Annotated in this window: 12 protein-coding genes; 4 read left to right on the top strand and 8 right to left on the bottom strand. The window is 66.9% G+C overall.

The genetic code is table 11. From position 1 onward, the window contains the following. Positions 1-8: 8 nt before the first annotated feature. The 5 genes from GGQ90_RS03835 to GGQ90_RS03815 form a co-directional block, all read right to left on the bottom strand. On the bottom strand, positions 9-350 hold the full coding sequence (locus GGQ90_RS03835) for a gamma-glutamylcyclotransferase family protein (RefSeq protein WP_188080913.1): 342 nt from the start codon (positions 348-350) through the stop codon (positions 9-11). Between the two features lie 74 nt (positions 351-424). Next, complete coding sequence (locus tag GGQ90_RS03830) at positions 425-1,816, bottom strand: sensor histidine kinase (RefSeq protein ID WP_188080912.1); 1,392 nt, start codon at positions 1,814-1,816, stop codon at positions 425-427. After that, positions 1,813-2,898, bottom strand: a complete 1,086-nt coding sequence (locus GGQ90_RS03825) for a DUF2336 domain-containing protein (protein WP_188080911.1) — start codon at positions 2,896-2,898, stop codon at positions 1,813-1,815. Before GGQ90_RS03825 ends, GGQ90_RS03830 begins: the two co-directional genes overlap by 4 nt. Before the next feature lie 101 nt (positions 2,899-2,999). After that, complete coding sequence (locus GGQ90_RS03820) at positions 3,000-4,172, bottom strand: hypothetical protein (protein WP_188080910.1); 1,173 nt, start codon at positions 4,170-4,172, stop codon at positions 3,000-3,002. Between the two features lie 91 nt (positions 4,173-4,263). Continuing rightward, a complete protein-coding gene (locus GGQ90_RS03815) occupies positions 4,264-4,566 on the bottom strand; it encodes an Hpt domain-containing protein (protein WP_188080909.1) in 303 nt (100 codons plus the stop codon). Between the two features lie 81 nt (positions 4,567-4,647). Between GGQ90_RS03815 and GGQ90_RS03810 the strand changes: the two genes are divergently transcribed. Beyond that, on the top strand, positions 4,648-7,323 hold the full coding sequence (locus tag GGQ90_RS03810; protein ID WP_188080908.1) for a coiled-coil domain-containing protein: 2,676 nt from the start codon (positions 4,648-4,650) through the stop codon (positions 7,321-7,323). Between the two features lie 38 nt (positions 7,324-7,361). Here GGQ90_RS03810 and GGQ90_RS03805 read toward each other — a convergent pair whose 3' ends face one another. After that, positions 7,362-8,447, bottom strand: coding sequence for an anhydro-N-acetylmuramic acid kinase (locus tag GGQ90_RS03805; protein ID WP_188080907.1), 1,086 nt, complete (start codon positions 8,445-8,447; stop codon positions 7,362-7,364). Between the two features lie 55 nt (positions 8,448-8,502). On the opposite strand from GGQ90_RS03805, the gene tyrS reads away from it, so the two are divergent. Both tyrS and GGQ90_RS03795 read left to right on the top strand, forming a co-directional pair. Next, positions 8,503-9,720 (top strand): tyrosine--tRNA ligase, encoded by a 1,218-nt coding sequence (tyrS, locus tag GGQ90_RS03800; RefSeq protein ID WP_188080906.1) that lies wholly within the window; start codon positions 8,503-8,505, stop codon positions 9,718-9,720. A 76-nt stretch (positions 9,721-9,796) separates the two neighbouring features. After that, positions 9,797-10,153, top strand: a complete 357-nt coding sequence (locus tag GGQ90_RS03795) for a PilZ domain-containing protein (protein WP_188080905.1) — start codon at positions 9,797-9,799, stop codon at positions 10,151-10,153. Here GGQ90_RS03795 and GGQ90_RS03790 read toward each other — a convergent pair. Further along, a complete protein-coding gene (locus GGQ90_RS03790) occupies positions 10,125-11,201 on the bottom strand; it encodes a mechanosensitive ion channel family protein (protein ID WP_246428110.1) in 1,077 nt (358 codons plus the stop codon). The two genes, GGQ90_RS03795 and GGQ90_RS03790, sit on opposite strands and share 29 nt — an antisense overlap. Positions 11,202-11,614: 413 nt before the next feature. Next, positions 11,615-13,678 carry an ATP-dependent DNA helicase RecG gene (gene recG, locus GGQ90_RS03785; protein WP_188080903.1) on the bottom strand — a complete coding sequence of 688 codons (2,064 nt, stop codon included), beginning with the start codon at positions 13,676-13,678 and terminating at the stop codon, positions 11,615-11,617. A gap of 142 nt (positions 13,679-13,820) precedes the next feature. Here recG and GGQ90_RS03780 point away from each other — a divergent pair, with 142 nt between their 5' ends. Beyond that, the gene (locus GGQ90_RS03780) at positions 13,821-14,087 is read left to right on the top strand and encodes a succinate dehydrogenase assembly factor 2 (protein WP_188080902.1); all 267 of its coding nucleotides are present in this window, start codon (positions 13,821-13,823) and stop codon (positions 14,085-14,087) included. The last annotated feature ends 123 nt before the right edge of the window (positions 14,088-14,210 follow it).

Genomic DNA, 14,210 nt, shown 5'->3' with positions numbered 1-14,210 from the left:
GTTGGGCCTCAGCCGCCTGATCCCGCATAGACATAGATCCAGGCCGGCACCCGCCCCTGATCGGTAACGACATCGATGGCGACGCGACGATAATCCGCCCCCTCGAACGCATCGAGCCGTGCCCAATGCGCCGGCAGGTCGAACGAACGGAACATCTGGACCGACACCGCCGTCCCACCTTCATCGGGAATGAAGGCGGGAAAGCCCATGGACGCGGCCCAGCCGCGCGCGACCAGATGGCCGGTCACATGCCCCGCCTGCCAGTCGCCGCGCAAATCCGCCAGTTGATGATGATTGGCCCGTCCGGGCGCCAGCGTGCCATAGGTGGCCAGGCAATGCGATCTGTCCATGTCACCACTCTATCGGTGCGGCACCCGCCGAACAAACAAGCGCTCTTTATCTCATATAAGCGCGGTCGCGTCCGTCAGTCGAGCGCGGGCAAGGTCAGGATGAAGCGCGCGCCCTCACCCGGCGTGCCGCCGATACTGATGTCGCCGCCCATCGCCCGCGCCAGCTTGCGCGAGATGTAGAGGCCAAGGCCGCTGCCGCCCGGATCGTCGCGCCCCAGCCGCTCGAACTTGTCGAAAATCTTCTCGCGATCCTCCAGCGCCACGCCCGCACCCTGGTCGATCACCAACACCCGCGCCTGCCCATGTTCACGCTCCACGACGACGCGGACCTGCGATCCCTCGGGCGAATAGCGCACGGCATTGCCGACCAGATTGACCAGAATCTGCAGTACCCGACGGAACTCACCCCGCGCCACCAGCACCTGGTCGGCATCGGGGCAGTGGATCTTGATGTGGCGATCAAGCGCCTTGACCGTCAGCAGGCCGCCGGCCCGCCGGCCCAGGTCCGCCAGGTCGACATCCTCGATGATCACGCCGAAATCGGGCCGGTCGATCGCCTGCAAATCCGCCAGGTCGTCGACCAGCGCCATCAGATGACGGCCGGCCGTCGCGATATCATTGGCATAATCGGCATAATCGGGCCGCAACGGCCCTTCCAGCTGCGCCCCGATCGTGTCCGCATTGGCGATGATCCGCCCCAGCGGCTGGCGCAGCGAGCGGTCAAGCCGCTTGCCGAACTCGCCGGGATAAAGCGACAATTGCGTCGTATCCGCCCGCGCCAGTGCCGGCGGCCGTTCGATCGGACAGGCCTTGCCGCGATAGCCGACCAGATGGCCGGCCAGGTCGAACAACGGAAAGCCCGCCAGCCGCACATGCTGATCGGGATCATGCACCAATGTCGCGATCTGATCGCGGAAGGCGCGGCGCTGGGTGAAGCCACGCAGGATCGCCATGTCGCCCTCGCCATCGCTCTGCAGCTCGAAATAGCTGGAGAAACGGCTGCCCGGCGATGGCGGCTGCGTCGGCAGCGCGCCCTGTCGGTCGGTCCCGGCAATCGCCATCTGGAACTGCAACTGGGTGTCGATCTGCCAGGTCCAGCCATCGGCCAGCGCCGCCAGGTCGGCCTCGCGCCGACTATGGTCGCCGGTATTGGCGAGCGGTGGCCGCTCGCTCCAGTCGACCACCGCCAGCGACACGATGCGCCCGTCCGGCCCCTCGTCGCTACGCGCCCGCACCCACATGTCGATGTCGCCCCGCTCCGCCGCCGCGACCACCGGCCGCGATACGGTGACACCCAGCCGCGCCGCCAGACGCACCACGGCGGCCAGTTGCGGGATGGCGAGCGGCCCCAGCAGATCGCTCCCCGCCTCCCGTTGCAGGGCAAGCAGCGGCGCATCGGCACTCAATAGCGTGCCGTCCGCCGATGCCGTTGCCCGGACAATGGAGGGGTGGAGCGTCATGTTCATCCCGTAACACGCCGCAGATGGTCGAGCTTCGCGCGGAAGGCGGCCGGCGCGCGCAAGGCGCCCACCACCGCTTCCGCCTTCACGTCGCTCAGCAATTGATATTGATCGGCCTCGGCCACGATCACCGCGTCGGACAGGCCGGGTCGCACCGGCCGCAGCGCCAGCAGCAGATGGCGATAATCCGCGCCCGTTCCGCCCAGCGCACGGCATAGGGTCGCCACCTGCATGACCGGTCCCATGACCAGAATGTCGGTAACCTGCGCCGTGCCAAGGCGCAGTCGCCGCCCGGCCAGCGCGGCGAACAGCAGAAAGCGCCGCTGCCCCAGCGCCGCGCCCAAAAGGTCCGGCGCATCGGCCTGCGGCCCCAGCCGGCGCACCAGCTGGTCGGCCGCCGCGATCGGGCCATTGCTTTCGTCATGGCTGGCGAGCAGCGCCCAGCCCGCCCGTTCGAACGCGCCGAGCAGTTGGTTGTCGGGTTCCAGCGCGGTGCGCTGCACCACGGCCGCCAGGCAGGCTGCCGCTGTCCAGACCAGTTCGGCAAAATGTTCGGCCGGCAGATCGGGGCGCATCGGCTGATCCTCGCCGCCCATCGCCTGCCACTGCCCCTCGGCCAGCGCCAGCGCGACGATCGCGTCGCCAATCTCCGGATCGTCCGACGACAGGATCGATTCGGCCTCTGGATTTTCCGGTGGTTCGCCGTCGGGCCGTCCGACCTGCCGCAACAACAGGCTGACCCCCGCCCGCATCTGCATATGCGCCAGCAGGGCCGGCCCCAGCAAGGTCGGCTGCGCACAGATGGTCGGCCAACACAGCCCGTCGGGCCAGCGGGCCAGGGCCGCCGCAATCGCAGGGTCGCCTGCCAGGCTCATCCGCAACGCGGTCTCAATCGCGGTCAGGCATCCGCCCAGATGACGGCGCGTCTCCGCGATCAGCGCATCATGGCGCGCCCGGTCCTCGACCGGGAAGAAAAAGGCGAGATCAATCGCATGGCCGACGGGCACGGCCGACATGCCGGCCATGACATGTGCCATGGGCCAGCTGTCCGCCATGATCGATCCGGCAAGGGACGTGTGGGCGCTCATGCAAGGCAGCATAACCCCACGTCGTTAAAATGCACTAAACCCTGAAAGCAAAATCACCCGTCGCGGAGCGACAAAATTCCCGCGTCGCGGAGCGACAAAAATCACGCGTCGCGGCGCGACAATATGATCGCCCCGATCGATCCGATCGCCGCCAGCATGGCGACGTCGAAACCAAGCGCCTCCGCGCCCGCCAGCAGGGTCGCCAGCAGCACCAACAAGGCGGTGCCGGGCGTGAAGATCATCCAGGGGCGCGCCGCTCCGGTCCGGCGCCAGCGATCGGCAACCGTGATGATGCCCAGCAGCGCCGCCAGATAGTTTGGCACCATGCCGCTGCCCGACAGCATCACGCCGATCAGCGCCAGCCCCGGCGCCAGAAAGGCGATCCAGCCGCCGGGCGGCCGGCGCAGCGCCATTTCATCCAGCCGGTCGGCCAGCTCCGCCAGCAAAAGGGCGAACAGCAGCAGGCAGAGCCCCGTGCCCGGCCAGCCCAGTTCCAGCGGCATCAGCGCGATTGCGGCGAGTGCGATGGAACCGATCCGTACCTGCGTCGCGGGCACCTGGCTGCGCATCAGCGCCGGCCCCAGCAGGCGGGCCAGCGGCCCGAACAGATAATGTTCGATCCCGCCCCGACTGGCCGAACCCGACCGCGCGCCGGTCGACATCACCGCCTGTGCGGCGAGGTCCGCCTGTTCCTGTCCGTCGACCAGCGCGACCCGCCCCTCCAGCAGGTCATCCTGCGGCACGGTGATTCGCACCGCCCCGCCCTGCACCGCCGATCGCACCAGGGTCAGCGCCAGATCCCAGTCGCCGATCATGTCCAGCGTGCCGAACAGCAGCGCCGGATTGATCCGCGCCAGCCCGGCCCAGCGCTGCCCCGCATCGATCCGCTCGAACGGCGCACTGGCACGGCTGTCGTCGGTGACCAGCAGCGCATTGCCCGGCTGTCCCGCCAGCGCATCATAATGGCCCTGCGCCACCACGGCGCCGTCGGCCACCAGCAGCACATCGGCGTCGCGCGGCGCATCGCGCACCATCGACACCATGTCGCGGACCAGGGCGACGGCAATGCCATCCGCGCTCAGCCGGTCGACGGCCTGGGAAATGGCCGGCGTGATGATGCTGACCAGGATCATGATCCGGTCCGCACCGGCCCGAACCGCCTGTCGCGCCTGATATTCGACCAGCGTCTGGCCGGCGAAATGCAGGGTGGCGCGAAGCGCTGCGGGCGAATCACCCGAAGCCCGGCTGGCACTGAGAATGGCCGCGAATGTCATATTGTCTGGAAACCGACCCGTTTTGATTGCAACGATCTTCTTGCAAGCCGAACGACGCAGCGCAAGCGAACGCTTTCAAATGCCGGTTGCGTCAGCCCTGTTGCAGGGTCGCCAGCGCACCGTGCAGGCGCTGCAAGACCCGCGGATCGCCCGGCACCGCCTCGACCGCCTCGTCCGCCAGCAGCATCAGGCTGGTCAGGCCGAAACTCGCCGCCAGCCCCTTGAGCCGCCACGCCGCCAATTCCCAATTGGCATCGGAGCGCGCCCGGCTCATGAGGTCGAGATGGCGCTCCGCGCTTTCCAGGAAAGCCACGCGCAGATCGGCGATCAGCACCGCGTCTTCACCAACGGCTGCGGCCAATGCCGCATTAAGAGCGCCAGGATCATAGGACATGAGGATGGATGCTATCGAAATTGCGTTAAGTTTTGGTAACAAGGCATTCCAGCGCGTGGAAAAGATGATAGGATCACACCCATGAATGGGGGCAGCACAATCGTCGAATTCTGGCGAGACGAAGCAAACGCGACCGCAAGCGAGTCGCGAACGGACGATGTCCTGCTGCTGAAGCAGGCCGTCCTGGACATTGACGACGCCCCTGGCGACGCGCAGGGCAAGGGCGAAAAGCTCGTGCGCAACGCCCGGATCGGCCTCGGCCTGCTGGCGGCGCTCTGGCTCGGCTTCGCGCTCTGGGCGACGATCGTGTCGGATCAGTGGCGCGCCGGCCCGGCCGCCTGGCCCGGCCTGGTCGCGACCCTGCTGGTCCCGATCAGCCTGCTTGCCATCGCCTATCTGCTGATCGTGCGCAACAGCCGCGCCGAATCCCGCCGCTATCTCGACACCGCCCATGCCCTGCGGACCGAGGCCGAATTGCTCGAACTGCGCCTCGGCCGGATCGCCGACCGGCTCGAATCCGCGCGCCAGACGATGCAGGACCAGGCCGAACTGCTCGACAGCTATGGCGCCGCCGCCAGCAGCAATATGGAGGCATCGGCCGAACTGATCGCCGGCCGCGCCCAGACCACCGCCGATCGCGCCGAAAGCGCCGAGCGCGCCGGCACGGCGCTGGTCACGCGGATGGACGCGCTGATCGCCGCCATGCCGCAGCTCGAGGAACGCGCCGTCCGCATGGCCGCGCAAATCATGGACAATGGCCATGCGCTGGCCGAACGGATCGACACGCTCGAAGCGCGCCTCCATGCGTTGGGCGAACTGTCCGACGAGACCCGCACCCGCACCCTGTCGGCGACCAAGAGCCTGTCCAGCCAGCTTGGCCAGTTGCAGGAAACGACGCGCAGCGCCACCGACGAGGTGAACGGCCTTGCCGACATCGCCGCCGGCCGGATCGAGACATCGGCACAGAGCGCGCGAGCCGCGATGGTCCTGACCCAACGGGATATCGATGCGCAATCCGCCGCGCTGGAAGCACTGGTCCATCGCGTCGCTGTGTCGCTGGGCGAAACCAGCGATGGCGCGGTGCGCGCCCTCACCCAGGATCTCGACCTGGTAGAGGCATCGCTGCGCGGTCGCCTCGAAACCTCGATGGATCAGGTGCGCGACACGATGGAGCGCGCGCAGGAAGGGCTTTCGACCCAGCGCGCCACGCTGGAGGCGCTGGTCGCCCGTGCCCAGGCCAGCATCGCCGCCACCAGCCAGAATGCGCTCGCCGCGCTCGGCCAGGATCTCGGCTCGATCGAGGATGATCTGCGCCAGCGGCTCGACGCCACCCTGCTTCAGGCCCGTGAGACGCTGGCCCTGACCGATGCCGGGCTGCGCGATCAGGCCGGCGCGCTCGACAGCCTCATCACCCGCTCGCGCGACAGCATCGCCGCGATCGGCACCGACACCGTCGCCGGTCTGGCCGACGATATTGGCGAAGTCGAAAGCCGCCTGCACCAGATCAACGACATGGTCGAAGGACAGCGCAGCCTGATGGCCGGGCTGCACGGCACGCTCAACCAGACGATCGACCAGGCCGAGGCACGTTTTGTCGCGCTGGAGGATAATGCCCTCGCCCGCAGCCAGAAACTGACCGAGGCACTGACCCGCCTGACCGAGGAAACGCGCCGGATCGACACCGCGCTACATGATGGCGGCACCACCGCTGAAAAGCTGATCGGCAATGCCGAAACGCTGATGGTCGCGCTCGACTCGAGCGTGCGCGAACTGGACGAAACCTATCCCGGCGCGCTCGCCCGCTTCGACGCCCGGCTGGAAACCAGCCGCGCCATGCTGGGCGCCGCGACGCCCGAACTGGAACGGCTGGAAGCCATTTCGGAGGCGCTGGTCGGCCGCACCCAGGAAGCCGAAGAGATGCTGCGTGGCCAGGGTCGCCGCCTCTCCGAGTGGCTGGAAAGCACCCAGAGCGGCATCGAATCCAACCGCGAACTGGTGGAAAAGCTGCGCACCGCGCTCGACGCCGCGCATGAGGATACGACCCGCATCACCGAAGGGGCCGGTCCGCTACTCATCACCGCGCTGCTCCGCGTCAAGGACACCGCCGAACAGGCCGCCGAGCGCGCCCGTCAGGCGCTCGGCCGCGCCATTCCCGACGCGGTGCAGAACCTGGCCGAAGCCAGCGAACAGGCGATGCAGCAGGCGGTCGGCGATCAGGTTTCGGCCCAGATCGAGAAACTGGCCGATGTCGCGGAAGAAGCCGTGCGCGCCGCGCACAATGCCTCGGACCGGCTGACCCGCCAGTTGATGACGATCGCGGACACCAGCGCCGGGCTGGAACAGCGGATCGAGGAAGCCGGCCGTGCCGCCGAGGACCGCGATCGCGACCATTTCTCGCGCCGCTCCGCCCTGCTGATCGAATCGCTCAACAGCACCGCGATCGACGTCGCCAAGATCCTGTCCAACGATGTGACCGACACCAACTGGTCGGCCTATCTCAAGGGCGATCGCGGCGTCTTCACCCGCCGTGCGGTCAAGCTGCTCGACGCCGGCGAATCCCGCGAAATCGCGCTGCATTATGACAATGACGCCGATTTCCGAGAGCATGTGAACCGCTACATCCACGATTTCGAGGCGATGCTGCGGATCATCCTGTCGGCGCGTGACGGCAATGCCCTGGGCGTCGCCATCCTTTCATCCGACATGGGCAAGCTCTATGTCGCCCTCGCCCAGGCGATCGAGCGCCTGCGCCAATAAGGATCAGGGGCGGCGTCCAGCCGCCCCATCCCCCTTTCTCAAGGCTGGAACAACACGCCGCCGGTCATCGGCTCGGGCGCGCCGGTAGTGCCGGGAAAGCTGATCGGCAGCCCTTTGAGGTGACGCACCGCCATATAGGCAAAGCCCTGCGCCTCCAGCGCGTCGCCATCCCAGCCCAGTTCGTCGACCGATCGGACATCGGCGCCGGTCCGCGCCGCCAGCATCGCCATCAGCGTCGCATTATGACGCCCGCCACCCGCCACATAGATGCGCGTCGGCCGCTCGGGCAGATGATCGACGCCCCGCGCCACCGCCTGCGCGGAGAAGGCGGTCAGCGTCGCCGCTCCGTCCGCCAGCGACAGCCCTTCGACCGGCGCGAGGGTGAAGGCTTCGCGGTCGATGCTCTTGGGCGGGGGCGCCGCGAACCAGGGATCGGCCATCATCGCCGCCAGCCGCGCCTCGTCCACCTGGCCCCGCGCGGCGGTCGCGCCGCCCGCGTCATAGGCCGCATCCCCATGCGCCTGCATCCAGTTGTCGATCAGGCCGCTTGCCATGCCGGTATCGAAGGCGACCAGACCGCCGTCCGATCCGATCGCGGTGATATTCGCCACCCCGCCCAGGTTCAGGATGCCGACCGGCTTTGCCAGCCCGTCGGACAGTGCCCGGTGATAGACCGGCATCAGCGGCGCCCCCTGCCCGCCGGCGCGCACATCGGCGCTGCGCAGGTCGGCGACCACCGGAATGCCGAACGCGCCGGCCAGCACCGCGCCGGCCCCGATCTGCCAGGTCCAGCCCCGCTCGGGCCGGTGGGCGATAGTATGGCCATGAAAGCCGATCACGCCGATATCCTCCACAACATGGCCGCTGCGGCCCAGCATGTCGGCGATCGCGTCGATATGAAAATTGGTGAGGTCCATCTCCACCGCGCGGATCAGCGGGTCGTCACCCGGCGCGTCCATCGCCATTGCCCGCGCGCAGGCGGCGGCCAGCCGCTCGCGAAAATCATCGCTATAGGGCTGGGCGTGGAAGGCGACCGCTTCGGCCTGCCCTTCGCCGTCCGTCTCGATCAGCGCGGCGTCGATCCCGTCGCGCGAGGTGCCGGACATCAGACCGATTGCCAACATGATCGAATACTCCGCCTCTTTTCCACTCGCTGCCCCAATGCTACAGGCGCGCGTCATGAGCAACTATCAGTCCGATCTCCTCCGCCTGCTGGAAGCACGCGGCTACATCCACCAACTGACCGACGCGGAAGGGCTTGATGCCATGGCCGCCAAACAGGTGGTGCCGGGCTATATCGGCTTCGACCCGACCGCGCCGTCGCTCCATGTCGGCCATCTCGTGTCGATCATGATGCTGCGCCAGTTGCAGAAGGCGGGTCACAAGCCGATCGTCCTGATGGGCGGCGGCACCGGCAAGATCGGCGATCCCAGCTTCAAGGACGAGGCGCGCAAGCTGCTGACCGTCGACCTGATCCAGGAAAATGTCGCCAGCATCAAGCGCGTGTTCGAACGCTTCCTGACCTTCGGCGATGGCCCGACCGACGCGATCATGGTCGACAATGCCGACTGGCTCGACAAGCTCGAATATATCCCCTTCCTGCGCGACATCGGCCAGCATTTCTCGGTCAACCGGATGCTGAGCTTCGACAGCGTGAAGCTGCGCCTCGACCGGGAACAGTCGCTGAGCTTCCTCGAATTCAACTACATGATCCTCCAGGCCTATGACTTCCTGGAACTGTCGCGCCGCAGCGACTGCCGCCTGCAGATGGGCGGATCGGACCAGTGGGGCAATATCGTCAACGGCGTCGAACTGGCCCGCCGCGTCGATGGCACGCAGGTGTTCGGCCTCACCACGCCGCTGCTGACCAATGCCGACGGCACCAAGATGGGCAAGACCGTGGGCGGCGCCGTCTGGCTGAACCAGGATCAGCTGTCCGACTATGATTATTGGCAGTTCTGGCGCAACACCGCCGACGCCGACGTCTTCAACCGGCTGCGCCTGTTCACCGACCTGCCGATGGACGAGGTCAACCGCCTCGCCGCGCTGCAGGGCGCGGAGATCAACGAAGCCAAGAAGATCCTGGCGAACGAGGCGACGGCGCTTTGCCGTGGCGTCGAAGCCGCCGCTCTGGCCGCCGAAACGGCGCGCAAGACCTTCGAGGAAGGCGCGTCGGACGCCAACCTGCCGACCGTTGCGCTGGGTGCCGAGGGGCTGACCGTAGTCCAGGCAACCACCGGCCTTGGTTTTGCGACCTCCAACAAGGAAGTCCGGCGCAAGCTCGCCGAAGGCGCGATCAAGGTGAATGGCGAAGTCGTCACCGACCCGGCCGTCACGCTCAAGGCCGGCGACAAGCTCAGCTTCGGCGCCAAGAAGCACGGCCTGGTCACCGCCTGAGGACAAACAGGGTTTCAGCCGAGTTAACGCTAACAGGTAGGAAAGCCTCCACTTTCCGCCCGCTAGGCTGAAACCCATGTCCTCCTCGGTTTTCGCCAATCTCGGCCATGTCATGCGGTCGCGCGACCCGTCCGTCGATCAGCGGCGGGCGGCGCGCGACCTGGTCGACATGGTCAGCCACATCACCGCGGACGGCCGCACCCATGGCGTGCGGATCATCAATATCTCGCCGCTCGGCCTGATGTGCCGCACGGAAGAGTTGCTCACGCTGAGCGGTCGGGTGCTGATCTGGCTGCCGGTGCTCAAGGATCGTCGCGCCCTCGTCCGCTGGAGCGAGGAAGGCCGCATCGGCCTGGAATTTGCCGAGCCGGTTCCGACCGCGGGCTATGACGCCATGATGGCGCTCATCCCGCCGCGCCGGACCGCCTGGTGAAGGCTTCATCCCTCTCCAGCGTCTGACGCCCGCGCACCAGCGCCTCGGGCATCTGCGTCCGCAGGAAGGTCAGCATCGCCTCGCGCACCTCGCAGCGCAGGTCGAAGGCGATCCCGGCATTGCGCGCCGACAGCAGCCCGCGCAGCTCCAGCGCATCGGCGCGATGGTCGGTCACCTGCAAGATCGCCACCCGCCCGTCCCAGCGTCCGTTCGCCTTTACCGCCTCGACGAAGCGCGCGCGGATCCGCTCGATATCGGCGGTCGGATCGACATAGAGGAAGACGGTGCCCAGCAGGTCCGACGTCTTCGTGGTCCAGTTCTGGAACGGCTTCTCCAGAAAATAGGATACCGGCACCACCATGCGCCGGTCGTCCCAGATGCGCACGATGACATAGGTCAGCCTGATCTCCTCGATCCGCCCCCATTCCCCTTCGATGATGACGACATCGTCCAGCCGGATCGGCTCGGAAAAGGCCATCTGGATGCCCGCGATCAGATTTTTGAGCGCTGGTTGCGCCGCCGCGCCCACCGCCAGCGCGGCGAGGCCCGCCGACGCCATCAGCGACACGCCGATCGTCCGCACGCCCGGAATGGCGATCAGCATCATCGCGATCACGAAGAAGCCGACGATGCACTGGCAGATGCGATAGAGGATGCTGATCTTGGTGCGCTGCCGCCGCGCCTTCAGATTATCCTCGACGCTGATGTCGGCGCGCGCCTCCAGCATCGCCTTGCCGGCCCGCATCGCGCGCAGGATCAGCCAACCCACCAGCAGCGCGAATATCATCCGCGCCCCGATCGACCAGATATCCTCGATCCGCGTGCCCATCTCGATCGACTTGAGTCCGGCCCCCAACGCCAACAGCACCACCAGCCAGCGTGTCGGCTGGAAGATGGCCGGCAACAACAGGGGCTCGATCCGCGCCCGTTTCACCAGCCGCAGCGCGATCCAGTAGAGCGCCCAATGGACGACGAAGGCGACGACCACCGACAGCGCGATCGAAAGCGCGGCCATTGGCGTGATATGGGTCAGGCTGATGTCGGTCATGCCAAAGGCAACGCGACCGCCCCACATTTTGTTTCGCAGGTGCAGCAGAGATTGCGGCTTGAGCCTTCCCCTCTACCGGGGTGGACAAGTTCGGGATGGTAGGAAGCGACCAGAAGCAGACCTGTTCCCCCTCCCGTAAACGGGAGGGGGTTAGGGGGTGGGCTGGACGTAGCGAAAGCCCACCCCGCTGCGACTAACGCGCTGCGCGCGCAAGTCTCGCTGCCCCTCCCGCCAGCGGGAGGGGAATGGCAGGAAACCACCCAACTCCGTCACCCCAGCGAAGGCTGGGGTCTCAGGCGGTGGCAGCAGGAGGCCAGCCGTCTCGCGCTATCCGTTTATGTCGCGTTCCCTGCCTGAGATGCCAGCCTTCGCTGGCATGACGGGATAGGGCTAAGTAAGATATTTAATCCCCCTCACCCCCCGCGCAGCAACCCGACCGCCGCATCCTTCTCGAACAAATACAGGCAGGTCCGCGCCGCCTGCCCCCGTTCGCTGTCCAGCCCGCCGTCGCGGTCGATCAGCAGATGGGCGTCGTCGCGCGCGCTGTCCACCAGCGCCGACACATGTTCAGGCGTCGCGATCTTCAGTTCCGCCTCGCCCGACTGGCGCGTGCCCAGCACCTCGCCCGCGCCGCGCAGCTTCAGATCCTCCTCGGCGATGCGGAAGCCGTCATTGGTCTCGCGCATCAGCGCCAGCCGCGCCCGCGACGTCTCGCCCAGCGCATTGCCGCGCAGCAACAGGCAGACCGACGGCTTGTCGCCGCGCCCCACCCGGCCGCGCAGCTGGTGCAACTGGGCGAGGCCAAAGCGGTCCGCCCCCTCGATCACGATCAGGCTGGAGTTGGGCACGTCGACGCCGACCTCGATCACCGTCGTCGCGACCAATATCTGGGTGCGGTTGGCGGCAAAGGCCTCCATCGCCGCATCCTTGTCCGGCCCCTTCATCTTGCCATGGACCAGCCCCACCCGGTCGCCAAAACGCTGGCGCAGCGTCTCGGCGCGCATCTCGGCCGCCGCCTGGTCACTTGTCTCGCTCTCCTCGACCAGCGGGCATACCCAATAGGCCTGCCCGCCGCTTGTCACATGGCGGGCCAGCCCCTCGACCACCTCGTCCAGCCGGTTGGCGGACATCACCAAAGTCTGGATCGGCTGGCGCCCGGGCGGCATCTCGTCCAGCCGCGACACATCCATCTCGCCATAATAGGTCAGGGTCAGCGTGCGCGGGATCGGCGTCGCCGTCATCACCAGCAGATGCGGGGACCGCTCGGCCTTGCTCGCCAGCATCATCCGCTGCGCCACGCCGAACCGATGCTGCTCGTCGATCACGGCCAGCCCCAGCGCCTTATACTGCACCTTCTCCTGAAAGATCGCGTGGGTTCCGACCAATATATGGATGCTGCCATCGGCCAGCCCCATCAGCGTCGCCTCGCGCACCTTGCCCTTTTCGCGGCCGGTCAGGATCGCGATCTCGATCGGCAGGCCCGACGCCATCTTGCGCAGCGTCTCATAATGTTGTCGCGCCAATATTTCGGTCGGCGCCAGCATCGCCCCCTGCATCCCGGCCTCGACCGCGTTCAGCAGCGCCATCAGCGCCACCAAAGTCTTGCCCGATCCGACATCGCCCTGCAGCAGGCGCAGCATCGGCGTGCCCTGCGCCATGTCGCCCTCGATCTCCCCGATCGCGCGGCGCTGGGCACCGGTCGGGGCAAAGGGCAGCTTCAGCATCGCCCGCAGCCGCCCGTCGCCGCTGATCGGCACGCCGCGCCGCCGCCGCGACGATTGCCGCACCAGCATCAGCGCCAGTTGCCCGGCGAAAATCTCGTCATAGGCCAACCGCTCGCGCGCCTGCGCGTCGGTCGGGTCGGCATGGAAGCGCTCCAGCGCCGCGCGCCAGGCCGGCCAGCCCTTCTGGGCCAGCAGGCTCGGCTCGATCCATTCGGGCAGTTCGGGCGCGCGCGCCAGCGCCTGCCCCACCAGATCCCGCATCCGGTTGTTGGTCAGCCCTTCCGACAGGCCATAGACGCTTTCGCGCGCCGGCACGGTGTCGGCCTCCTCGGGCGGCAACACATAGTCGGGATGGACCATCTGGAGGTTGTCGCCATAGGCTTCCAGCTTGCCCGACACGAATTTCGCTTCGTTCAAGGGCAACAGCTTGCGCGGCCAGGCGCTGTTGCGGCCGAAATAGACGAGGGAGACAGCATTGCCATGCGCGTCCACCGCCTGCACCCGAAAGGGCGCGCGCGCATTGCCGCTGGCGCGATGATCGACCGGGGTCAGCATGATGCCGATCACCTTGCCGGCGTCGGCCATGTCCAGTTCGTCGATCAGCTTTCGGTCGACATAATTGACCGGCAGATGGAAGGCGACATCGACCGCGCGCGCCAGCCCCAGCCGTTCGAGCGGACGGGCCAGCGCCGGGCCAATGCCCTTGAGCGCGGAGATTTCGGCAAAGAGCGGATTGAGAATATCGGGTCGCATGGCTATCTGACGGCTCTAGAGCATTTTCGAGACGGCCGGAACGGCCGGCGGCTCGGAAAATGCGACAAACGAAAACGCCAGCCGGGACGGTCATGCAAATATCCGATCGGCTGGTTCGGCATGTCCGTTAAAGGAACAAATTGTGAACGACAACCCGCTGATGCGTCGCCTGAAATTCCGCGCCTGGCACCGTGGCACGCGTGAGGCGGATTATACGGTCGGCGGCTTCTTCGAACGCTACCATGCGACCTGGAACGACGAGCAGATCGCCTGGTTCGAACGCTTCATGGACGAGCAGGACGCCGACATCATCGGCTGGGCACTCGGCACCATCGCCGTGCCGGAAGAATGGAAGGGACCGATGATGGACCAGTTCCTGAAGCTCGATTTCGTCAAGATCGAGAACTGAACATTCCTCCCCTACAAGGGGAGGGGGACCACGAAGTGGTGGAGGGGTATCCCCCCTCTCGATAGGGTGCCCCCCCTCCGTCAGGCCTTCGGCCAGCCACCTCCCCTTAGAGGGGAGGATTTT

The sequence above is a fragment of the Sphingobium scionense genome, from assembly GCF_014197035.1.
GTDB classification, from domain to species: Bacteria; Pseudomonadota; Alphaproteobacteria; order Sphingomonadales; family Sphingomonadaceae; genus Sphingobium; species Sphingobium scionense.
Note: the sequence above shows the minus strand (reverse complement) of the source record. Positions and strands in the feature narration are given on the sequence as shown.

Coding starts and splice junctions, on each gene's coding strand:
- GGQ90_RS03835 (WP_188080913.1), bottom strand. CDS start 350: ATGGACAGATCGCATTGCCTGGCCACCTATGGCACGCTGGCGCCCGGA.
- GGQ90_RS03830 (WP_188080912.1), bottom strand. CDS start 1,816: ATGAACATGACGCTCCACCCCTCCATTGTCCGGGCAACGGCATCGGCG.
- GGQ90_RS03825 (WP_188080911.1), bottom strand. CDS start 2,898: ATGAGCGCCCACACGTCCCTTGCCGGATCGATCATGGCGGACAGCTGG.
- GGQ90_RS03820 (WP_188080910.1), bottom strand. CDS start 4,172: ATGACATTCGCGGCCATTCTCAGTGCCAGCCGGGCTTCGGGTGATTCG.
- GGQ90_RS03815 (WP_188080909.1), bottom strand. CDS start 4,566: ATGTCCTATGATCCTGGCGCTCTTAATGCGGCATTGGCCGCAGCCGTT.
- GGQ90_RS03810 (WP_188080908.1), top strand. CDS start 4,648: ATGAATGGGGGCAGCACAATCGTCGAATTCTGGCGAGACGAAGCAAAC.
- GGQ90_RS03805 (WP_188080907.1), bottom strand. CDS start 8,447: ATGTTGGCAATCGGTCTGATGTCCGGCACCTCGCGCGACGGGATCGAC.
- tyrS (WP_188080906.1), top strand. CDS start 8,503: ATGAGCAACTATCAGTCCGATCTCCTCCGCCTGCTGGAAGCACGCGGC.
- GGQ90_RS03795 (WP_188080905.1), top strand. CDS start 9,797: ATGTCCTCCTCGGTTTTCGCCAATCTCGGCCATGTCATGCGGTCGCGC.
- GGQ90_RS03790 (WP_246428110.1), bottom strand. CDS start 11,201: ATGACCGACATCAGCCTGACCCATATCACGCCAATGGCCGCGCTTTCG.
- recG (WP_188080903.1), bottom strand. CDS start 13,678: ATGCGACCCGATATTCTCAATCCGCTCTTTGCCGAAATCTCCGCGCTC.